Annotated in this window: 19 protein-coding genes and 2 pseudogenes; 9 read left to right on the plus strand and 12 right to left on the minus strand. The window is 69.9% G+C overall.

What is annotated here, in order from left to right; genetic code table 11:
* The first annotated feature begins 5 nt into the window (after positions 1-5).
* On the plus strand, positions 6-845 hold the full coding sequence (locus QSK05_RS21600; protein WP_285599092.1) for a PaaX family transcriptional regulator: 840 nt from the start codon (positions 6-8) through the stop codon (positions 843-845).
* On the opposite strand, the gene QSK05_RS21605 is transcribed toward QSK05_RS21600, so the two are convergent.
* The 8 genes and pseudogenes from QSK05_RS21605 to QSK05_RS21640 form a co-directional block, all read right to left on the minus strand.
* Positions 842-1645 carry a fumarylacetoacetate hydrolase family protein gene (locus QSK05_RS21605; protein WP_285599093.1) on the minus strand — a complete coding sequence of 268 codons (804 nt, stop codon included), beginning with the start codon at positions 1643-1645 and terminating at the stop codon, positions 842-844. The genes QSK05_RS21600 and QSK05_RS21605 overlap by 4 nt on opposite strands.
* Before the next feature lie 48 nt (positions 1646-1693).
* Positions 1694-1894 (minus strand): DUF6052 family protein, encoded by a 201-nt coding sequence (locus QSK05_RS21610; RefSeq protein ID WP_285599094.1) that lies wholly within the window; start codon positions 1892-1894, stop codon positions 1694-1696.
* Between the two features lie 17 nt (positions 1895-1911).
* On the minus strand, positions 1912-3264 hold the full coding sequence (locus QSK05_RS21615) for a phenylacetate--CoA ligase family protein (RefSeq protein WP_285599121.1): 1353 nt from the start codon (positions 3262-3264) through the stop codon (positions 1912-1914).
* Positions 3265-3503: 239 nt separating this feature from the next.
* Positions 3504-3881, minus strand: coding sequence for an LLM class flavin-dependent oxidoreductase (locus tag QSK05_RS36410; protein ID WP_352302088.1), 378 nt, complete (start codon positions 3879-3881; stop codon positions 3504-3506).
* A 92-nt stretch (positions 3882-3973) separates the two neighbouring features.
* Positions 3974-4489: pseudogene (locus QSK05_RS36415) on the minus strand (LLM class flavin-dependent oxidoreductase); the annotation flags it as partial.
* A gap of 25 nt (positions 4490-4514) precedes the next feature.
* A complete protein-coding gene (locus QSK05_RS21630) occupies positions 4515-5330 on the minus strand; it encodes an alpha/beta fold hydrolase (protein WP_285599096.1) in 816 nt (271 codons plus the stop codon).
* Between the two features lie 52 nt (positions 5331-5382).
* Positions 5383-6663 (minus strand): Nramp family divalent metal transporter, encoded by a 1281-nt coding sequence (locus QSK05_RS21635; RefSeq protein WP_285599097.1) that lies wholly within the window; start codon positions 6661-6663, stop codon positions 5383-5385.
* 104 nt (positions 6664-6767) lie between these two features.
* Positions 6768-7736, minus strand: coding sequence for a ferritin-like domain-containing protein (locus QSK05_RS21640; RefSeq protein ID WP_285599098.1), 969 nt, complete (start codon positions 7734-7736; stop codon positions 6768-6770).
* Positions 7737-7957: 221 nt separating this feature from the next.
* Here QSK05_RS21640 and QSK05_RS21645 point away from each other — a divergent pair, with 221 nt between their 5' ends.
* On the plus strand, positions 7958-8290 hold the full coding sequence (locus tag QSK05_RS21645) for a hypothetical protein (protein ID WP_285599099.1): 333 nt from the start codon (positions 7958-7960) through the stop codon (positions 8288-8290).
* Here the strand turns inward: QSK05_RS21645 and QSK05_RS21650 are convergent, their stop codons facing one another.
* Positions 8291-9397, minus strand: a complete 1107-nt coding sequence (locus QSK05_RS21650; protein ID WP_285599100.1) for a glycoside hydrolase family 26 protein — start codon at positions 9395-9397, stop codon at positions 8291-8293.
* 633 nt (positions 9398-10030) lie between these two features.
* Between QSK05_RS21650 and QSK05_RS36420 the strand changes: the two are divergent.
* From QSK05_RS36420 to QSK05_RS21660, 3 genes and pseudogenes are all read left to right on the plus strand, one after another.
* Positions 10031-10984, plus strand: a pseudogene (locus QSK05_RS36420) (diguanylate cyclase); the annotation flags it as partial.
* A 94-nt stretch (positions 10985-11078) separates the two neighbouring features.
* A complete protein-coding gene (locus QSK05_RS36425) occupies positions 11079-11753 on the plus strand; it encodes an EAL domain-containing protein (RefSeq protein ID WP_352302132.1) in 675 nt (224 codons plus the stop codon).
* 790 nt (positions 11754-12543) lie between these two features.
* Positions 12544-14817 (plus strand): putative bifunctional diguanylate cyclase/phosphodiesterase, encoded by a 2274-nt coding sequence (locus tag QSK05_RS21660; protein ID WP_285599102.1) that lies wholly within the window; start codon positions 12544-12546, stop codon positions 14815-14817.
* A gap of 4 nt (positions 14818-14821) precedes the next feature.
* On the opposite strand, the gene QSK05_RS21665 is transcribed toward QSK05_RS21660, so the two are convergent.
* Together QSK05_RS21665 and QSK05_RS21670 are read right to left on the minus strand one after the other, a co-directional pair.
* The gene (locus QSK05_RS21665; RefSeq protein WP_285599103.1) at positions 14822-15697 is read right to left on the minus strand and encodes a class I SAM-dependent methyltransferase; all 876 of its coding nucleotides are present in this window, start codon (positions 15695-15697) and stop codon (positions 14822-14824) included.
* Between the two features lie 42 nt (positions 15698-15739).
* The gene (locus QSK05_RS21670) at positions 15740-16114 is read right to left on the minus strand and encodes a nitroreductase family deazaflavin-dependent oxidoreductase (RefSeq protein WP_285599104.1); all 375 of its coding nucleotides are present in this window, start codon (positions 16112-16114) and stop codon (positions 15740-15742) included.
* A 93-nt stretch (positions 16115-16207) separates the two neighbouring features.
* Between QSK05_RS21670 and QSK05_RS21675 the strand changes: the two genes are divergently transcribed.
* From QSK05_RS21675 to QSK05_RS21685, 3 genes are all read left to right on the plus strand, one after another.
* On the plus strand, positions 16208-16843 hold the full coding sequence (locus tag QSK05_RS21675; protein WP_285599105.1) for a TetR/AcrR family transcriptional regulator: 636 nt from the start codon (positions 16208-16210) through the stop codon (positions 16841-16843).
* A complete protein-coding gene (locus QSK05_RS21680; RefSeq protein ID WP_285599106.1) occupies positions 16840-17214 on the plus strand; it encodes a DUF2256 and DUF3253 domain-containing protein in 375 nt (124 codons plus the stop codon). The genes QSK05_RS21675 and QSK05_RS21680 overlap by 4 nt, the downstream gene beginning before the upstream one ends.
* A 269-nt stretch (positions 17215-17483) precedes the next feature.
* The gene (locus QSK05_RS21685) at positions 17484-18536 is read left to right on the plus strand and encodes a LacI family DNA-binding transcriptional regulator (RefSeq protein ID WP_285599107.1); all 1053 of its coding nucleotides are present in this window, start codon (positions 17484-17486) and stop codon (positions 18534-18536) included.
* A 21-nt stretch (positions 18537-18557) separates the two neighbouring features.
* On the opposite strand, the gene QSK05_RS21690 is transcribed toward QSK05_RS21685, so the two are convergent.
* Positions 18558-19820 (minus strand): MFS transporter, encoded by a 1263-nt coding sequence (locus QSK05_RS21690; RefSeq protein WP_285599108.1) that lies wholly within the window; start codon positions 19818-19820, stop codon positions 18558-18560.
* A gap of 135 nt (positions 19821-19955) precedes the next feature.
* Here QSK05_RS21690 and QSK05_RS21695 point away from each other — a divergent pair, with 135 nt between their 5' ends.
* Positions 19956-20990 carry a Gfo/Idh/MocA family protein gene (locus QSK05_RS21695; RefSeq protein WP_285599109.1) on the plus strand — a complete coding sequence of 345 codons (1035 nt, stop codon included), beginning with the start codon at positions 19956-19958 and terminating at the stop codon, positions 20988-20990.
* Positions 20991-21016: the final 26 nt, after the last annotated feature.

The raw sequence follows: 21016 nt of genomic DNA on the forward strand, positions 1-21016 counted from the left end.
GTTGCGTGAGGATCCAGGGCGACACCGACGCGGACACCGACGCCGAGGAGAGCGGGGGCCGCGCGGCGCCCCGCAGCCTGATCGTGACCACGTACGGGCTGTACGCGCGGCGCACGCAAGGCTGGATGAGTGTGGCCGGGCTGATCCGGCTGATGTCGTTCCTCGACGTCGAGGCCCCGGCCGTGCGCTCGTCGATCCTGCGGCTCAAGCGCCGCGGGGTGCTGGAGGCCGAACGCCGCGACGGGGTCGCCGGATACACGCTGTCGGCCGGGGGTCTGCACATCCTGCAGGAGGGCGACCGCCGCATCTTCGAGCACCCGCGCGCGGGCCTGTCCGACGGCTGGCTGCTGGCGGTGTTCAGCATCCCGGAGTCCGAACGCAACAAGCGCCACCTCCTGCGCAGCCGCCTGACCTGGCTGGGGTTCGGCACCGTGTCCTCCGGGGTGTGGATCGCGCCGGGCCACCTGGAGGCCGATGCCCGCGCGGTGCTGTCCCGCGACGGTCTGGACGCTTTCGTGAACCTGTTCCGCAGCGACTACCTGGGCTTCGGCAGGATCGAGCAGGAGGCGGCGCGCTGGTGGGACCTGGCGGGCCTGGCCGCTCAGTACGAGGACTTCCTCGGCACCTGGCAGGCCCGCCTGGTCCTGCCGCACGACGATGCCGAGGCCTTCCGCGACTACCTGACCGCGCTCACGCTCTGGCGCCGCCTGCCGTTCCTGGACCCGGGTCTACCGGTCGAGGTGGTGGGCCCGGACTGGGCCGGGGAGCGGGCCGGCCGGCTGTTCTCCGAACTGCGCCGCGCCTGGGAGGGCCCGGCCGAACGCCATGTGCGGTCGTTGGTCTAGACCAGCGACGCGCGGGAGACCCGGTTCACCAGCACGCCCAGGCCACTGATCTGCGTCTGGACCAGGTCACCCTCACCCAGCCGGACCTGCGGGTCGCGGGCGTTGCCGATCCCCGAGGGGGTGCCGGTCAGTACCACGTCACCCGCGCGCAGCGTCATCCCCCGGCTCAGCTCGGCGATCAGGCGCGGCACGGCGAAGGCCATCTGCGAGGTCGAGGCCGACTGCATCACCGTGCCGTTCACCCGGCAGGTGATCTCCAGGTCGCCCGGGTCGATCTCGTCCAGGGTGGTCAGCCAGGGTCCGAGCGGGCAGGTGCGGTCGATGCTCTTGCCCTTCAGCCACTGCCCGCCGTGCTGGAACTGCAGGTCGCGGAGCGACACGTCGTTGGCCACCATCACCCCGAAAACGTGTTTCCAGGCTTGGTCCTCGGTGATCGAGCGGCCGTCACGCCCGATCACCAGGGCCAGTTCGGCCTCGTAGTCGTAGCGCTGCGACAGGTCCGGGTCCCAGGCGATGTCGTCGCGCGGCCCGATCACGCTGTCAGGTGCCCGGGTGAAGAAGTTCGGGTGCTCGGGCAGTGGTGTTCCCGGGCCTTGCGTCTCGTAGAAGTGGTCGAGGTAGTTCCAGCCGGTGCACAGCAGGTCGCGGTTGAACCGTGACACCGGTGCGGCCAGATCGGCTGCGGCGAGCGGGATCCGCTCACCACCCACCAGCTGCGCGGGATCCACGATCCCGCGCACCACATCGTCCACCGAAGCTTTCAGTTCATGATGGACGACGACGTCACCGTTCGCGTCCACCGTCCCGATCCGGGGTCCCCGGCTCGTGCGGACCGTGGCCAGGCGCACTCAGACGCCCTCGTCCACGAGGTGCTCGAACCGCAGCCCGAGGTCGGTGACGGCCACGGCCACCGGCGCCAGGGCCGTGCGCACGTTGGCCACCACGCACGGCGTCACCGCGTCCCGGGCCAGGGCCCGCAGCTTCTCGTACACGTCGAGCAGCTGGGACTCCTCGGCGGTCAGGTCATTGCCCCACAGATCCTGCTGCATAGCTGTTTCCCTTCCGGTCAGGAACTGGTGCTCAGGCTGGTGTGCTCGACGGCCGGGCGCAGGTCGGCCAGCCGCTTGGCCTTCAGCTCGAACCGCGGCAACTGCCCGGTCCCCGCCCGCTCCAGGATGAAACGCAGGCCCTCGTGAGCCTGCGCGAGCTCGCCGCCCAGGGTCTGCGACAGGGCCTGCCAGGCGCCGTCGTCGATCCGCGGATGCGGCTCGACCTGCAGCACCACCTCGTCACGCAGACCCCGCCGCTCGATACGGATCTGGAACTCCTCGATCCCCTCATGACCGCGCAGGATGGCCTCGATCGCGCCCGGGTACACATTGGTGCCGCGCACGAGCTTCATGTCGTCCGCGCGCCCGACGATCCCACCCTCGTACAGGTCCCAGGTGCGGCCGTTGCCCGCCGAGGCCGCCGGTTGACGTACCACCAGATCGGCCGTGCGGTACCGCAACAGGGGGATCATGCTGCGCCCGAACGAGGTGCACACCCGCTCGCCGCGCTCGCCGTAGCCGAGCGGCTCCTGGGTGTCCGGGTCGATGACCTCCTCGACGAAGTGGTCCTCGATGATGTGGCAGCCGCCCGGCTGGTTCTCCGGCTCGAACATGAAAATGGTGGATATCTCGGTCATCCCGGCGGTGTCGAAGGCCTTCGCGCCCCACAGCCGCTCGATCAGCGCCTTGGTCTCGACGATCGAGCCGGCGGGTTCACCGCTGAGCACCAGCCGCGTCACCGCGCTGGAGGGCAGGTCGATACCGAGGTTCTCGGCCTCCTGGGCCATGCGCAGCGCGTAGGTCGGGGTGGTGGCCACCACGGTGGCGCCGAAGTCGGCGATCTGTCGCACCCGGGCCGCGGTGCTCTGCGCACCGCCGGGCACGGTCAGTGCGCCGATCTTCTCCAGACCGTTGTGCAGACCCCAGAACCCGATGAACGAACCGTAGCCGAAGGCCAGGTAGCCCACGTCGCGCGGCCGGATCCCCATGCCCCACAGGGCGTAGGACCACATCTCGGCCGCCCAGGACCAGTCCTTGCGCGAGTCCAGGGCCCGCAGCGGGGTGCGCCCGGAGGTGCCGCTGGTGGTGTGTACCCGGATCGCGGCCCCGGCCCCGGCGACCGGGAGCTCACCGTAGGGAGGGTGCTCGTTCTGGCTGTGCATCCACTGCTCGCGGGTCAGCAGCGGGATCCGGCGCAGGTCGTCGAGCGTTTTCAGCTGGCTGGGCTCGAAACCCGCCGCGGCGAAAGTGCGCCGGTAGAAAGGGCTGCGCGCGGCCGCCCACTCGGTCACCGCCCGCAGCTTGACCAACTGCAGGGCCGCCAGCTGCTCGCGCGGCAGGCATTCGGTCTTCGGGTTCCAGAAGTCCATACGAACCACGTCCTCCTTGTCGTCACCGGTGCGGCGCGCAGCCGCGTCATCGGGGCGAAACCACGCTTGCAGCAATGTGAAACAAACTCGAAACAACCCGTTGGGGCTACCTGGCCACCATAAGACATGATGCGTGTTTCTGACGATAGTCGCGGAAGCGAATTAACTTGAGCGGTTCGCGTCGGGGCAAACGACAGCGGCGCCGGGCGGAAGATCCGCCCGGCGCCGCTGTCGGAACCTCACACGCCGGCTGCGCGCACCGCTGCGTGGAAGCCCGCCGCGTTCTCCAGCAGGTGCTCCAGGTTGCGCGAGGCTCCTGGGGCGGTGACGAACACGTGTTCCACGCCGACCTCGGCCAGGGCGGCCACGTCTTCGGCGATCTGATCGAAATCGCCGGTGTAGGGAGTTCGTTCCGCCGTGGTCACCCGCTCGAAGCTGCTCACGATCACCTGGGCGATGCAGCCGACCGACTGCGGGTCGCGACCGTACTCGGCCGCCTTCTCACGGATCCGGGCCAGGCCGGCACCGGTCTCGGCGGCCGGGCCGGCCACCGGGATCCAGCCGTCGCCGCGCCGGGAGATGCGATCCAGTGCCTTGCCTGTGGTACCGGCCAGCACCACCGGGATCGTGCGGGCCGGTTTGGGGCCGAGGCTGGCCGGGGCGATGTCGTAGCGCTCGTTGTGGAACGCGACCGGATCCGGACCCCAGACCGCCTGGGCGATGTCCAGGAACTCCTCCAGCGCGTCACCCCGCTCCTTGATCGGCCGGGGGGCCGCGGCGGAGTACTCGCGTCGATCGACCAGCCGCTGCCCACACCCGCGATCACCCGGCCACCGCTGATGTGGTCGAGACTCGCGACGGTCTTGGCCAGGCGGGTGGGCAGGTGCAGGGGCGCGATGAGCACGTTCGTGCCGAGCTCGATGCGGCTGGTCACCGCCCCCGCGACGGTGAGCACCGTGAGGGCCTCGGGGATGTTGCGGTACGCCGCCGGCCAGGGCATGTCGGGGGCGCCGTACAGGCCGTGCGGCCCGCTCTGGTCGTCGGGCACCAGCAGGCGCTCGAAGGCCCAGACGCTGTCGTATCCAATGTCTTCGAAACCCTGAGCGGCGGCGGCAATATCGGTGGTCAGGTCGTACCGGTCGAACTGAGGAAGGCTTACACCGAGCTTGATCACAGACGTCGGCTCCCGATAGTCGTACGGCAGGGCATGTCCGAAATGTGACATTACCCCGATCGGGTGCCGGGTGCCGTCACTTCCCGTCGAGCCAGGCGTCGATGTCGGCGATCACCGGGCCGGGGGTGTGCCGCGCCCAGCGGAAGTGGTCGTCACCCGGGTGGTCCACCCGGATCTGCCGTCGTTCGGCACCACCGGCCCGGCGGGCCAGGAGTGCCACCGCCCGCGGGTTGATCAGCGGGTCGCCGTCGATGCCGAGCATCAGCCGGGGCGTGCTCATCCGGGCCAGTGCCGCCTCGTAGTCGTACCGGTCGCCGTGCAGGCGGAACGTGCCGTGGTGCGCCTCGTGGGCCCAGTCACGCATGACGGTGCTGGGCTGGCGTCCGGCGAAGCCCATCCGGTGCCCGGGCCAGTAGCCCAGGCCCCGGGTGACGGCCCGCACGACGCTGGTGCCGGCATGCCGCCGCGCCCGCCGCCAGAGGCCGAACTCCGCCGCACACCAACTGGTTCCGGTGGCGATCGTGACCACCGCCGCCGGCGTGACGACCTGGGCGGCAGTGCCCAGGAGGGCCAGGGCCCCACCCATGCTGTGCCCGGCCAGCACCACCCGCGACGCCTCCCGCACCGGGGCCAGACCGAAGACCGCGGGCAGGTCTCGGCGGATCATGTCGCTGTACCCGAACCGCCCGGTGGCCGGGCTCAGGGGCTGGCCCCGGTTCTCCACCCCGACCACCTGGCGGCCCCGGCGCACCCAGGCATCGAACAGGGGCGTGTAGTACCCCAGCGGAACGCCCAGGGCCGGCAGGAAGACGACGGTCACGGACGCGTCGCCGGACCCGTGGATCTCGCAGCCGACGCGATGGGCGTCGTCCGCCACGACGGTGGTTCGCACCCGACCCATCCTCACCCATCCTCGTGGTGACCGGGGCGAGGAGCAACCGTTCTCAGAAGATCTGCAGGATGACGACCACGGCGTTCAGCGTGCTCAGCACACCCGTGATGACGATCATCAAGGCGGTGGTGCGAGGGGTGTTCGCGTGCTCGCCCATCACCGACCGACTGCTGGTCAGCACGGTCAGGGCGATGAGGGCCGGCGGGATGCCGAAACTGAGCACGACCTGGCTGAGGATCAGCACCTGCGTGGGGTCGGTACCCGAGCACAGCACCGCGATCGCCGGGAGCATGGTGACCGTGCGCCGCAGCCACCGGCGCGAGGTGCGGGCCAGGAAGCCGTCCATGATGATCTGCCCGGCGGCCGTGCCCACGCTGGCGGAGGAGATGCCGGAGGCCAGCAGCGCCACCGCGAAGGCGAGAGCGGCGCTGCCCCCGACGGCCTGCGCCAGACCGGAGTGGACACTCTCGAGCGTCAGGGTGGTGGGGGAGGGCCGGAAGATCTGCGCGGCGACGGCCAGCATGCTGAGGTTGACCAGGCCGGCCAGGCCCATGGCGACGACGATGTCGGCCCGCCCCACCCGCAGCAGCCGCACCCGCTCACCGACGCTGCGCACGTCGATGCGGCCGCTGGTCAGCCCGGAGTGCAGGTAGATCGCGTGCGGCATGACGGTCGCGCCGATGATGCCGACGGCCAACAGCAGAGTGTCGTCGCCGCCCAGGTTCGGCCGCAGCCCCGACACCAGGCCGGCACCCGAGGGCGGCACCCGGAAGGTCAGGTAGGCGAACCCGGCGCCGATCAGCAGGATCGAGGCGGTCACCGCGATCTCGAAGGGACGATGCCCGCGGCGCTGCAGCGACAGCACGGCCAGGGCGACGACCGCGGTCACCAGCGCGGCGATCGGGAACGGCATGTGGAACAAGAGTTTCAGGCCGACGGCGGCGCCGATGAACTCGGCCAGGTCGGTGGCCATGGCCACCACCTCGGCCTGGGCCCACATCGCGACGGCGACCGGGCGGGGCAGGCGCTCGCGGCACAGGTGCGGCAGGCTCCGGCCGGTCACCACCCCGAGCTTCGCCGAGAGGAACTGGATCGGCATGGCCACGAGGTTGGCCAGTACGAGCACCCACACCAGCTGGTACCCGGTGCTGGCACCGGCCTGGAAATTGGTGGCGAAGTTGCCGGGATCGACGTAGGCGATGGCGGCCACGAAGGCCGGGCCCAGTGCGGCGACCACCGGGATGGGGCGACGCGCCCTCGGTGCTGAGGCCGGCGTCCCCGGTTCCGGGACGGCTGTCGTGATCTGAGCGTCGGCATCGGGGGTGGACTGCACGCCGGGGCTGCTCCTGCGGTCATGGCCGGATATGCCGGATATGTCAGGTGTGGGGGCGGCGGGGTGCGTCCTGCCGGTGCGGGACGCACCCCGCCGGATCGTCGTCAGGCGCTGGTGTTCACGGCTCCGTGCACGCCGTTGGGGAAGAAGCCACCCTTCTTGACCGACTTGGTGTTGAGGTAGACGACGTTGAGGACCTTGCCGGGGGAGCGGCTGTAGGCGATGCCCGTGGGCGCGGCGGGAACGATGTTCGCCATGCCCTTCCAGCGGATGCCCTGGTCGCCGTCCTTGCCGCCGTCGAGGGCGTCGCGGGCCATGGAGATCTTGCCGGCCGCCTGGTACAGGCCCTTCTCGTACAGCGAGGTGCGGATCGTGGCGGCGTGGTAAGCCTCCACGGCCAGGATGCCGGCGGCGGCCTCCAGATACGCCTTGTTGTCGATCAGTGGTGCGGCACCCTTGTAGGCGGTGACGCCGACGTCCTCGAACAGGAAGGCGCCCAGCAGGAAGTTGTCCTCGTTGGCGAAGGGGTCGAACGTCTGGGTGGAGCTGATCAGCCCCGCGGCCCGGGCAGCGGCGGTGAAGCTGTTCTTGATGTCGATCTGGGGACGCGACACGGCGGACCTGCCCAGGGCCGAGCGCAGGAACTTCACGTGTGCCAGTTCGTCACCGGCGATCTCCGCGGCGTACTGGGCGATGCGCCGGGTCTTGAACGGGACCTTCTTGCCGCCGACGACACCGCCGCGGGTCTGCAGGCCGGAGGTCAGCTTGTCGGCCAGCCCGTGGCCGTGCACGGCGTAGGAGTAGAACTCCGCCTCGAGGTACTCCAGGTTGAGTGCGAAGTTGAGCACGGCGCCGTCGCTGGGGGCGGCCGCTGTGCCCACGCCGTCAGCGACGTCAGCGATGTCGGCGCTGTCGGCGCTCGCCGACATCGCGCCCATGACACTCGTGCCCACCACCCCGGCACCGACGGCGCCCATGCCCGCGGCGCCTGCCGCCCGCAGGAATCGTCGCCGGTCGGTCTGGTTCTGCGAGCTGCGCCCGATCATGTCGACGACCAGTTTCTTACCGAACATGTACTGCCCCCGTTGGCTGATTGGTGGACTGGATCAAGAGGTAGGTCTTGTTCTGCGCCTGCTCAACTGGACGCATGACCTGAGAAAGCCTCTGTATCGCTGGTGCTTTGGTGAGCACTGTCCAACAGCGAGGCTACGTGACGCAGGGTGGGGAAGACCTCGGGCTTTCGAGGGATGCGTGGTGTGGCCCTTGTCGGGGACCCGCAGGTAGCGTCCCGATCTTGCGAGTGACTCCTCGGTACACCGGTACGCGGCCTTCCCCGGACCCCGACGAGGGCGGTCGCGGTGGCAGCCGGCTGGCCACGCAGGAGGGCGCCCGGATCACGGCCTCGTTCTCGAGTGCGCCGCCGGAGGCCCGTCACCTCGATCTGGCCGTGCTCGAGAACCTGCTGGTAATAATAGAACTCGCCGACGTCGACCTCGAAACCGGCCACCCGAACCGGAAGTCGTTCGCCGGGCACTGGCCCCCCGTGCCGGTGCTGCGTGACCCGGCCCGGTTCGACGACTTCACGTTCGACCCGGCCACCGGGCCGGCCGCCGCGACCTCGATCTGATCACGTCGTCCTGAGCTGGTCGATCATCGCGCGGTACGCGGCCGCGGCTTTCGGGTTCCGGGAGTCGGACAGGGCACAGCCGCAGTAGGTGGCGCTGTCGTTGAACAGGGCGACGAACCGGATCGAGCCGGGATCGGCCTTGTCCCGGTCGGCCAGCCAGCCGTAGGCGGCCTCGAAGAACTTCGGGTTGTCGCCGCCGGAGGCCGCCGATCCGGAGTAGACGCTGAACTCGCCCAGGCCGAACGGCAGGTTCCGCTCCCGGGCGAACCGGTACCAGTAGTCCCATCCGTACGGCTTGGTGAAGTGGGTGGTGATGCTCGCCGCGGTGGTGAACGGCTCGTACCAGTCGTACGCGTCGAGCGCGATGATGTCGACCTTGCCCGGAACGTAGAGATTTTCGATCGCACTGACGGTGCCACCCTGGGCGGCACCCTCATTCGGGTTGAACACGATCAGCAGATTCGGCGCCGCAGTACGCAGCAGGGTGACCGCCCGGGAGAACTGCTTCTTCCAGGCCTCGGCGTCGGTCGCCCGGGAGAAGCAGCAGTTCATCTCCCAGCCCAGGCGCACCAGAGCGTCCGGGTCGACGGCGGCGATCTTCTGGCCGAGCTCCTTCCAGTTCCCGTCGCTGCCGGCGTCGCCGTCGTCGGTCCACAGCGGCACCGAGAGGATGAAGTCGTCGCGGCCGGGCTGGAAGGTGGCCGGTACCGACCCGGCCCACCAGGGATTGAGCTGCGCGGTCCAGGTGGAGCGGTCGGTGTAGGCCTGGACATTGTCCAGCGGGGCGCCCCGCCACTGCGCGAAAGCAGTGGCCCCGGAGGCCGAGTGCTCGAAGAAACCACCGTCGCTCCAGGGCAGGCCGGAGGCGTACCGCCGAATCGGGGCCGGCGTGGTCGCCGTGGGTTTCACCGTCGGCAGCGGGCGGTCCGGGTGCGCCAGGATGTAGTTGCGCACCGTCTCGTTGGCGTCCAGTGCCTGCCGCTGAGTGGGGCGGGTGATACCTCCGGCTTTGGCCTCGACCGTGTCGGCGAAGGCGTTACCGGCCAGCAGGGCTGCTGCGACGGTCAGGCCTGCTACTACCGCGGTGACCGGATGCACGCGTCTCATGGAGTGTGTCTCGGCCGGCCCGGCGCCCGGCTGGCGTCCGGACGTGACCGATGTACCCGGAAGGGTGACAGGCGAGCGGGGTGGGTGCAGACGGGGGCCGGTACTGTCGATGACCGCTCGATGACCGTGTGGCGCCGACCAGAACCGGCCCGGCGCCGGCGGACGAACGAGAGGGTGGGACACGTGGCTGGCAGAGGGGGCGTGCACCCGCCGTCGGCGGACATCATCGGGTTCCGGACCGCGGCCACCCTGATCCTCCAGGACTTGCGTGACCGGGTCGGTCTGGAGCACTGGTCGATCTCCCGGCGCGACGGGGACACCCAGGTGGTGCTGACGGCGCTGGACACCTCGGTGGGTGTCAACGCGGGCGACGTCCGGCACTGGCGGGACAGCTTCTGCGCCCTGGTGGTGGAGGGCCATGCCCCCTCGTGCACCGAGGACGTCGCTCTGGTGCCGGTGCTGCGGGAGGTGGCCGAGCGCAACCAGGCGCAGATCGGTGCCTGCGCCGTGGTTCCGGTCACGGCGCCGGACGGCGAGGTGCTCGCGACCATCTGCGGGCTGTCGGACACACCCCGCCCGGGACTGGCCGCATCGATGGGGGTGATCCACCGGCAGGCCCAGATCCTGGGCATCATGCTGGCCCACGAGCTGCGCTTCGCCGAGCAGGTGCGTCAGACCGAGCGCGTCGAGCAGGCCGCCCACCAGGACGTTCTGACCGGCGTCGGTAACCGGCGGGCCTGGGACGTGGCCATGGTGCGGGAGGAGGCCCGATCCGCGGCCTTCGGCACCCCCGCGACCATCGTCGTCCTCGATCTCAACGGCCTGAAGAAGGTCAATGACGAACAGGGGCACGAGGCCGGTGACGAACTGATCGTGCGGACGGCGGAGGAACTCACCGGCCGGCTGCGCAGCAGCGATGTCGTGGCCCGGCTGGGCGGTGACGAATTCGGGCTGCTGCTGCCCCAGACCACGCAGGAACAGGGATTGGGCCTGGTCGCGGGAATCCTGGCCCGACTGGCGACGGTGGGGGTGTCGGCCTCGGCCGGGGTCGCCCAGCGCACGGCGATCGACGGCCTGATGGAAGCCTGGCGCCAGGCCGACGCCCGGATGTATGCCGACAAGAAGAGCAACGGCTCGCGCCGGGTGACCCAGCCCGCCCAGGCGGCCCGGCCCAAACCGATGCAGTCGGCTGCCCACGCCGTGCAGAACATCGACGCGGTGCTGGAACTGGTCAAGGCCCAGCTGGGTATGGAAGTGGCCTTCGTCAGCCGATTCCAGGGAGATCAGCGCCAGTTCCGCAACCTGGTCAGCTCGATCGACCTGCCCTTCGCCGCCGGAACCGCCGAGGCGTCGGTCGGCACCTACTGCCGGATGATCGCCGACGGTGAACTTCCCCAGGTCATCCCCGACGCAACGCTCAATGTGACCGTGAAGAATCTGGCGGTGACCGGGCAACTGGGGATCGGCTCGCACGTCGGCGTGCCGCTGTACCACCTCGACGGCCGACTGTACGGAACTCTCTGCGCCTTCTCCACCCAGACCTCCCCCGGACTCGGCGACCGTGATGCCCAGGTGCTGCGGAACGTGAGCGACGTCGTCATGCGTCTGGTGGAGGTGGAGGACGACCGGGACGAGCGCCGCTACTCCTTCCTGCGCGCCGTCGACGACGTGATCGGGCGGGGTGGACCCACCGCGGTCTACCAGCCGATCCACCGCCTCGCCGACCTCGCGATCGTCGGCCACGAGGCACTCAGCCGGTTCCCCGGGGGGCAGCCCTTCACCGGTCGAGTGGTTCGCCCAGGCCGGGGAGTACGGGGCCGGGCCGCAACTGGAACTGGCCTGCGTGCGGTCGGCCGTCACCGGTCTGCCCCACCTCGACGGCTACCTGTCGCTGAACATCTCGCCCGCCACCGTGCTGACACCCGAGTTCTCCCGGGTGATCGGAGAACTGCCCCTGGACCGGATCGTGATGGAACTGACCGAGCACGAGGTCATCGACGACTACGACACGGTCAACGCCAGCCTGCGGCCCCTGCGCGCTCGCGGGATGCGCGTCGCGGTCGACGATGCCGGGGCCGGGTTCGCCAGCATGCGCCACATCCTGGCGATCATGCCGGACATCATCAAGCTCGACGTGAGCCTGGTGCGTGGCATCGACAGCGATCCCGCCAAGCAGGCACTGGCCGCCTCGCTGGTCGCGTTCGGGGCCAAGACCGAGGCCGGGCTGGTCGCCGAGGGCATCGAGACCTCGGACGAATTCCGTTGTCTGCGCGACCTCGACATCGCTTACGGCCAGGGTTTTCACCTCAGCCGGCCGGAACCGCTCGAGGCGCGGGTCTCGATTCCCCGTGGTTAGGTGGCTGCCCGTCGAGCAAGAGGGAGCACACCGTGACCCAGGAACCGCACGAGATCGACCCCCGGAACAACGCCGAGTCGCAGCAGGCGGAGACGGACGCCAGCCAGACCGGTTCGCGCGCCGGCACCGGCGGTGCCGTCTTCTCCGGGGCCCGCGCTGCCGGTTCGGTTCCGGGGCAGCCCGACCCGCAGGACGGTGACCCGACCTCCGGTGTGGGAGCGGGTAATCCGCTGGACGGGGTGCTGATCGACGAGGCCGACGCCGAGCAGGCGGTGCCCGGTGACGAGGGCCCCGAGCACCCCGGCCGACGCTGATTCAGAGCTTTTCGTAGGGGTGTTCGCGGAGTTTGCCGGCCAGGCCACCGGTCACGATCCGGTGGGCCGAGGTGTGGGGCCTGCGCGTGGGTGGCCAGGGCGTGATGGACGACGTCACGGGGGAGAGCGTCGGTGCGGACTCCCGAGACGTCCAGCGCGGGCGAGGGGTAGGCCCCGGCCAGCCCGCGGGCGGCCCGGGCGGCGCCGGTGGCTGGGGGGCACGAAGTCGCCGATCTGCACGGGCCCGTCATGCCGCCGGCCCCGGCGGGGACTCCTGGGTCCCACCCGGTGTACCGGAGGTGCCCAGCACCCGACCACCGACGGGTGACGTGGGGAACGCCGGACGGTGGGGACGGCGGGTCTGGTCCGCCGTCCCGCTGGGCGACGCGTCTGGCCCGGCCCGGGAGACCTGATCTTGCCCCCTGATCCTGCCCCCGGAAGCTCAAGGAGGTGGTGGCGGCATCCGAAGCCGGAGAGTGACCTCCAGCCGTATGGCCTCCAGCGCCCGGGTGGCCTGGCTGTTGCTGACCGCTACCGTGCTCGTGGCCGTGCTCACGGTCGTCGAGGAGAATCTGCGCTCGGCCGGGACCGTGCTGGCCGGGGTCGCCGGGGTCGCGATGATCGTGTCGGGCGTGCGGCGTTACCGCCCCGCCGCAGCGTCCTGGCCCTGGCTGGCCGTGGCCCTGACGCTGTGGACGGTGGCCGCCGCGCTCGTGCACGGGCAGGGGCGGGGCACCCTGACGGTGGTCGTCTGTGTCTGGGCCGGGCAGATGGTCGCGGCCGGGGTGGTGCTGCACTCCCTCCTCTCCGTTCCCCGGCAGACGGTCCGTTCGCTCACCGCGGGCCTGGATCTGGCGATCATCGCGGTGGTGCTGGTGCTGGTCGCCGCCCAGATCATCCGGGCCGGGACGGGCGAGGGCACGAACCGGACCACGGTGCTGGTCTCGAGTGTGGACGTGGTGCTGATCGGGATGCTGGTGCGCTTCGCGGTGGCCCGCCGAGGGCTGGGGCCCAGCTCCCGGCTGCTGCTGGTGGCGGCCTTCGTGGCCATCGTCTACGACCTGTCCTCAGCCCTGCAGGGCCGGCGGATGTCGCTACCGGGCGAGGCGAGCCAGGCTCTCGGCGTGCTGATGCCGCTGTTGTTCGGCACCGCGGCCCTGCACCCGTCCATGACCGGGGCCTTCGGCGCCGAGACGTTCGCCCGGCGGCGGCCCCCCTCGACCGCGCTGCTGGGTCTCCTGCCGCTCGTCCTGGTGCCACCCGCGGTCGGCTGGGTGGCCGACGTCAGCGGGACGAGAAGCCTTCCGGCGTGGGCGGTCCCGGTGGCGGGCGCGGTCGTCGCCGGTCTGTGCCTGGTGCGGGGCAGTGACGCGCTGCGCCTCAGCGAGCACCTGGCCGAGCACGATCCGCTGACCGATCTGGCCAACCGGCGGGGTCTGGCCCGGGTCTTCGACGAGGCACCCACCTCGGCCGGGTCCAGCCTGCTGCTCATCGACGTCGACGAATTCAAGCAGGTCAACGACACCCACGGGCACGACATCGGTGACGCACTCCTGCTGCGCCTGCGCGACCGGCTGCTGCTGGCCACCGGTGAGTCGGGCCTGGTGGCCCGGCTGGGAGGTGACGAGTTCGTCGTCCTCACCCGGAGCGACCAGGCCGCCGCGGTGGCCGAGCGGTTTCTGCACACCCTGGAAGACCCGTTCGTCGTCGGTGACCTGGTGCTGCGCACCGGGGCCAGTGTCGGGATCGCCGACGCCGGGGCCGGGACGACACTCGCCGAGCTCCTCACCCATGCCGACGTGGCGATGTACGCGGCCAAGGCGGCCGGCGGCATGCAGGCCCTGGCCTTCCAGGCGGACATGCGGATCGAGGTGGCCCGGCGCTTCACCCTGACCAGCCAGATCCGGCAGCTGCTGGGCAACGAGAACCAGGACGTCGGGCGGCTGGAGATCCGTTACCAGCCGCTGGTCGACCTCAGGTCCGGTGAGGTGGTCGGCGCCGAGGCACTGGTGCGATGGCTGCACCCGGAGATGGGGCTGCTCGCCCCCGACGCCTTCCTGGGACTGGTCAGCAGCAACCGCCTGGACGCGGAACTGGACGCGGCCGTGCTGCGTGACGTGCTCACCCAGATGGCCCGATGGCGTGACCAGGGACTGCGCGTCCTGCCGATCAGCGTCAACCTGACCCGCGACAGCCTCGACGACCCCCGCCTGGCCGACCATGTCCTGGCCGCGCTGGCGAGCCTCGACCTGCCCACGTCGCTGCTGCACCTGGAGATCACCGAGCACCACCAGCTGGCCGCGGACACCCCGGCCGTGCGCACCCTGCAGGTGCTCGACGCCGCCGGGGTGCTGATCTACCTGGACGACTACGGCACCGGTTACACGTCGCTGGAGTACCTGAACCGCTTCCCGATCCGGATGCTCAAGCTCGACCGGTCGGTGGTGACCTCCCTGGACGGGGGTCAGGTGCAGTTGGTCGCCGCGGTGAACGCGATGGCTGTCACCCTCGACCTGGAGATTCTCGCCGAGGGCATCGAGACGGCGGAACAGCGGGATCAGCTCCTGGCACTGGGGATCCATTACGGGCAGGGGTATCTCTTCTCCCACCCGCTGACGGTCGCCGATTTCGCGGCGTCCATGCTCACCAGGGCGGACAGCGCCGACAGCGCCGACAGCGCCGACAGCAGGGGGACCGACAGCAAGGGGGCCGACAGCGCGGGAGCCGACAGCACCGTGCCGGCCGGGTGAGGCCTCAGCCTTTGCGGAAGTGCCAGAGCATCACGGCGGGCGAGGAGTCCAGGACCGCGGCGGTGGCCGAGGGCACCATCGCCTGGAGTGACCACGGCCAGGTGTCCCAGGTTCCCGCCACGGCGGCACCCGGGCCGTTCCCGGTGGGCGGGCACGGTTCCTCGCACGCCTCCACCCGGAAACCGGCGGGCAGGGCGGCGCCGAGGTAGTCGCCGGCCCGGTACCGGTGGGACGGGATGAGCGCGGGCTCGCCCTGCGCGGAACGCACGTGCGCGAGCGAACCCAGGGCCACCCGTTCGTGGTGGACGTCGGTCACGACCAGGTGCCCACCGGGCCGCAGAACCCGCGCGAACTCGGCGAAGGCCGGGCCCAGTTCCGGTAGGTGGGCCAGAGCCAGGGCGCACACCACCAGGTCCACGGCATCGTCCGGCAGCGGCAGGTGGTGCAGGTCGCCCTGGTGAAAACGGGCTTGGGGAACGCGTTCGGTGGCCCGGGCGAGCATCTGCGGTGAGCTGTCCACACCGATGACGCGGTGGCCCCGTGCGGCCAGGGCCGCCGTGTGTCTCCCGGTGCCGCAGGCGGCGTCGAGCACGTCGCCCACCGGCAGGGTGTCCACGATGCCCTGGACGAACGGTTCCTCGAGCGCGAACAACCCGTTGCCCGGCCGGTCGTACGTGGACGACCAGGCCCGGTACCCCGTCACGGTGTCCACCTCGGCGGCCGTGACTCCCTCACCGGCCAGGGCCGGGTCGGCCAGCAGCCGGCGCATCTCCGCGACCCGGTCCTCGCCGAAGTCCCGGTCGTGATCACCGGCGAAAGTCTGCAGAAGAGCCAGGCCTTCGATCCCGAGCAGGTAGTGCAACGGATGCTGGTAAGCCATGGCGCGACGGTAGGCGGCGGGCGCGGGGACCGCCAGTGGATTTCAGGGTTCGAGAGTGAGGACGTCGCGTACGCCCAGGAGTTTCATCACCGGGCGGGACCAGGCGGGCAGGACGGCCATGCCCTCGTCGTGGCTCAGCAGGTGCACCGGAAGGTCGTGCTGCCGGACCCCTCGGACGGTCAGGTCGACGTGGCCTGCCGCCCGGGCGTTCGCGACCCAGTTGACGTCGGATCCGTACGGCAGGGCCACGACCCAGCCTCGAGCCGTACGCAGCGCCATGACGGGGTTCGCGTAGCCCGTGCCCGAGCGGCGTCCTACGTGATGGACCAGGGCCAGGGGACGACAGCGTCTCGCCAGGGGCACGACGCCCCGGTTGAGGGTGCGGGGCAGGGCGCGGGCGAAGACCGGAAGTGGCACGGCGAACCTCAGAACGACGAAGGGGCAAGGAGTCCGAGCAATTAAGAAACTCTCGGTATCTCCACCGTAGGCGAGGTGGTTAAGATACGCAAGGTGTCTTCCAGGAGAGTCCAGAGCACCCACCGACGCCGCGGTACCCAGCTGGAGTCGGCGATCCTGCAGGCCGTACTGGAGGAACTGCTCGAGACCGGGTACGCCGACCTGTCCATGACCGCGATCGCCACCCGGGCGGGCACCAGCAAACCCGTGCTCTACCGGCGCTGGCCCAGCAAGGCCCGCATCGTCCTCGCCGCGTTGCAGGGTCGCTACCAGGCGTCCGAGATCCAGACCCCGGACCGGGGCGACCTGCGCTCGGACCTCCTGGCCGCCATGACGTCCCTGGCCTCGACGATCGCCGACGTGACGCCCGAACTCCTGTGGGGACTGCTCGCCGACAGCGGTGCCGATCCGGAACTGGCCGGGGCCGTGCGGGCGGAGTTCACCGACAACGAGCCCGGGGACTGGCTGGACGTCGTGCTGGAGCGGGCCGTCGAGCGCGGCGAGCTGTTCGGGGCGACCCTCACGCCCCGCCAGCGCCGGCTGCCGATGCAGCTGATGCACGAGCAGGTGATGTCTGCCGGGCACCTGACCCAGAGCGATCTGAGCGAGATGGTGGACGAGGTTCTCTCGCCTCTGCTGCGTTCTGCCGGACTGCGATCCGGCGCCGGTGGCGGCACAGTGGCAGGGTGAAGAATCCCGATACCAAGGTGTGCGCGGCCTGCGGGCGCACCATCACCTGGCGCAAGAAGTGGGCGGCGGACTGGGACTCGGTACGTTACTGCTCGCAGCGCTGCCGCCGGGACAGGGTCGACGACACCGGCCGGCGTCTGGAGGAGAGCATCGTGGAACTGCTCGGGCAGCGCCGGGCCGGGGCCACTATCTGCCCCTCGGAGGCGGCGCGGGCGGTCGGCGGGCAGGACTGGCGTGATCTGATGGAGCCCTCCCGGGCTGCGGCCCGCCGGCTCACCGCGGCGGGACAGGTGGTGATCACCCAGGGCGGGACAGTGGTCGACCCCTCGACGGCCCGGGGCCCGATTCGGATCCGGTGGGCGAAGCCCTGACCCCGTGAGACCCCGTGAGACCCCGCATGGCGCTGCCTGGCCCCTGCCCTGTCGGACCCCGCAAGGCCCCCCAGGGCGCCCAAAGCAGCCCGTCCGTCAGCCCTCGCCGCGGCTGTCAGGCAGCGAATCGCCTTATGCAGCATCATCTTTGATGATTCTTGAAGGATGCCCGCGGGATCTGGGCCCGAGGTTCTGCGGCCCTGTCCCCACCCGGTCCTGAGGTCAGTGGCAGGGCCGGGGTCAAGGCCGTTCATGGCATGATGCGAATCATGACGACTGGTGTGAACAGCGGGCACGGAAGAACGCTGGGTCAGGGTTCCGGTCGGCTGCCGACGATGGCTGATATCGCCGAGCACGTGGGGGTCTCGCGTCAACTCGTCTCCCTGGTCCTGCGGGAGGCCCCGGGGCCCAGTACCGAGTCACGCGAGCGGGTCCTGGCTGCGGCCGCTGAGCTGGGGTATCGCCCGAACGCCTCGGCCCGCCTGCTGCGGCAGAGTCGGACCCACCTGATCGGTGTTGTCTTCAGTATGCGTAATCCGTTCCAGGTGCGTTTCGTCGAGCGGCTTTTCGTGCGGGCAGCGGAGCAGGGATTCGGTGTCGTGCTCGGACCGATGACGCAGGAACGACCCCCGGAGGCCGCGGTGTCCGCCCTGATGGAAGCGCGGGTGGAGGCGCTGGTGGCTTTCAACCCCGGGCCGGACACGCAGGCCCTGACCACGGCGGGTGAGCTCGTGCCGGTGGTGTGGCTGGGGGAATGGGTCGACGAGCCGACGCTGGACAACGTGCATGTCGACGAGATCGAAGGGCTGCGGCTGGCCGTGGAACATCTGATGTCGTTGGGCCACAGCGACATCGAGTACATCGGCGGGCTGGAGAGCCGGGTCGGCGCCGACCGGATCGAGGCCTATCGCAGTGCCATGGCCGGGGCGGGGCTGGCCCGGCAGACGAAGGTGACGGTGACCGGCTTCTCCGAAGAGGGGGGCGCCTCGGCAGCGCGCCGGATTCTGCGGCGTAAGCGGCGCCCCACCGCCATCGTCTGCGGCGGTGATCAGTGCGCGGCCGGGGCGCTGGCCGTCTTCGCCCGGGCCGGAGTGGCCGTACCGGAGGAGATCTCGGTGGTTGGTTTCGACGACAGTTACCTGGCGTCGTTGTCGTACCACCAGCTCACGTCGGTCCGGCAGGATGTCGAGGCGACGGTCGAGGCCACCTTGACATCGGTGCTGGGCCATCTGAATGCGGCCGACGCGCCCCGCCGGGTGACCGCCACCCGGGTCGAGCTGATCGTGCGGGAATCGACCGGGCCGGCGCGGACCGGGGCGTGATGTCCCGGTCCGCGTCCCGGTTCAGCGCACGCTGCGGATCGGGATGATCACCAGGGTGCCGATCAGGGCAACGAAGGCTGCCCCCCACAACAGGGCCGGATAGTTGTCACCACCACCGAGGCCCAGCAGCGTCAGGCCTACGACGGGGGCCAAGGACTGCGGCAGCGAATTGGCGATGTTGATCACGCCGAGGTCCTTGCCGGGCTTGTCCGGATCCGGCAGCACCTCCACGACCAGTGCATTGTCGACAGCTGCGTAGATGCCGTAGGCGAATCCGAGAATGATCTCGGCGAGGTAGAAGACCGCCACCGTGCCGGCGAGGGCCAGCACCACCAGGCCGAAGCCGAACATGAGGGTGGACCCCGCGACGAAGATCTTGCGGCGCTGAAGCCGGTCGGTCAGCCATCCCGATGCTGCGGCGGCAGCGAGCAGGGCGATCGTGTAGAAGAGCACACCGTTGGCGACAGCCTTGACGGCAGCGTCTTCCTCGAGTCCTAGGTGGTCCTTCATGTAGAGCAGGCGGTACGTGGTGAACATGGTGGTGGCGAGAATGACGCAGAAGCGGGACCACCAGGCGAGCCCGAAGTCCGGGTATTTCAGCGGGTTCGTCCAGAGGGTCGTGAACAGGCCGATGATCGAGGGCCGGGGCACCCGTTCGTGCGGCAGTACGTCAGGCGTGACCATCACGTAGAAGGTCACCATGACCACTCCCAGCACACCGGGAACGACGAACAGCAGGCCGAGGTTGCCGACCAGCACCACGGCCGCATACGTGCCGGCCAGGATCGAGATGTTCTGTGACAGGGCCAGGATGCTGGAGGCCTGACCCCGCTGCGCGGCGGGAACATTGTCGGCGAAACTGGCCAGCAGGCTGGCCGAGGCTGCGTTCGAGGCCAGTTGGCAGACGAGCCAGGCCACGGTCAGCATCGCCACGCTGGTGCTGGCACCGACCCACGCGAGGCCGGCCAGCAGCACCACGATCCCGCCCATGAGCCAGGGCTTGCGCCGGCCCCAGCGGGTGCGCGTCGAGTCGCTCAGGGCACCGAAGATCGGGTTGCCGAAAATGGCTCCCAGAGCCCCGATCGGGAGCACCGTCCCGATCACGGCCGCCGGATTGTCCGGATTCAGATCCTCCGCCTTGAGCTGCATGGTGACGAACACCGGCGACAGGATGGCAACGAAGATGCCGGCCTGGGCCACGCCCAGGGCCGCGAGGTAGAGCCTGCTGACCGGGTTTTGGCCGGGATCGGCCGTGACCGGGGCAGCGGGAAGTTCTGTCGTCATTGACGCCTCCGATGGCTGTGAAGCAGACATCGCGGTCCCCGGGCCGCGAATTTAGCTCGTGCTAATCTGCAACTGGCGCCAGCTTAGAACGTGCTAACCGAAATCTCTACAACGACGTCGAACGGGAGTCAGCACATGTTGCCCTCGCATCTGCCGGAGCCGGATCTGTACCGACCGGGAACGGGCGAACCCTCCCTGCGGTGGGGCATCGCCGGTCCGGGCTGGATCGCCGGAGAATTCACCAAAGCCCTCAAGGCACACACCAACCAGCAGGTGGTGGCCGTCTCGTCCCGTGCGCAGGAGCGAGGTGCGGCGTTCGCGGCCGAGCACGGCCTTTCCCTGACCTTCGGTTCGGTGGAGCAGATGGCTGCGCATCCCGAGGTGGACGTCGTCTACATCGCCACTCCGCCCAGCGACCACGTCATCAGTGGCCTGGCCGTGATCGCGGCGGGCAAGCACGTGATGATCGAGAAGCCCTTCACCGTCAGCGCGGCGCAGGCGCACCAGCTGGCCGACGCGGCCCGCGCGGCCGGGGTGCTGGCCATGGAAGGCATGTGGAACCGTTACCTTCCGCAGACGTCGGTCTTGCGTAAGCTGCTCGACGACGGCGTGCTGGGTGAAGTGCGCACCCTGCTGGCCGATCATGGTCAAGCGATCCCCGCAGACCCCCAGCATCGGCTCTACCGGCCCGAACTGGGTGGTGGCGCGCTGATGGACATCGGCATTTATCCGATGGCGTTCTCCTCGTTCGTGCTGGGTCCGCCCCGTCAGGTGACGGCCATCGGCAGCATGACCGACACAGGTGTCGATGCCCAGTCGACGATCGTGCTGCAGCACGCCGGGGGAGCACAGTCCACCCTCTTCTCCTCGATCGTCGGGCGAACCCCGAGCACCGCGACCGTCGCCGGTTCGGAAGCATCCCTTACCTTCGGTGAGTACTTCTACACCCCGACCACTTTCACGCTCCGCGGGCCCGGGCACTTCGATCCGGTCCTCAGCTGGAGCGACCCGAGCGGTCTGACGCAGTTCGAGGCCCTCTCCTGGGAGGCGACGGCGCTGGCGACGTTCGTCGGGCAGGGCCGGACGGAATCTCCCGTACACACGCTCAGCGAGATCACTCAGATCATGGACACCATCGACCAGGCCCGCGCCCAGATCGCCGCGTCCTGATTCCGAATGGCTGGGGAAGGTAGTGA

Source organism: Kineosporia sp. NBRC 101731 (assembly GCF_030269305.1).
Classification (GTDB): domain Bacteria; phylum Actinomycetota; class Actinomycetes; order Actinomycetales; family Kineosporiaceae; genus Kineosporia.

Excerpts from the sequence above, each read along its gene's own strand:
- QSK05_RS21610 (WP_285599094.1), bottom strand. The coding sequence starts at position 1,894 with ATGCAGCAGGATCTGTGGGGCAATGACCTGACCGCCGAGGAGTCCCAG.
- QSK05_RS21615 (WP_285599121.1), bottom strand. The coding sequence starts at position 3,264 with ATGGACTTCTGGAACCCGAAGACCGAATGCCTGCCGCGCGAGCAGCTG.
- QSK05_RS21640 (WP_285599098.1), bottom strand. The coding sequence starts at position 7,736 with ATGTTCGGTAAGAAACTGGTCGTCGACATGATCGGGCGCAGCTCGCAG.
- QSK05_RS21650 (WP_285599100.1), bottom strand. The coding sequence starts at position 9,397 with ATGAGACGCGTGCATCCGGTCACCGCGGTAGTAGCAGGCCTGACCGTC.
- QSK05_RS21665 (WP_285599103.1), bottom strand. The coding sequence starts at position 15,697 with ATGGCTTACCAGCATCCGTTGCACTACCTGCTCGGGATCGAAGGCCTG.
- QSK05_RS21685 (WP_285599107.1), top strand. The coding sequence starts at position 17,484 with ATGACGACTGGTGTGAACAGCGGGCACGGAAGAACGCTGGGTCAGGGT.
- QSK05_RS21690 (WP_285599108.1), bottom strand. The coding sequence starts at position 19,820 with ATGACGACAGAACTTCCCGCTGCCCCGGTCACGGCCGATCCCGGCCAA.
- QSK05_RS21695 (WP_285599109.1), top strand. The coding sequence starts at position 19,956 with ATGTTGCCCTCGCATCTGCCGGAGCCGGATCTGTACCGACCGGGAACG.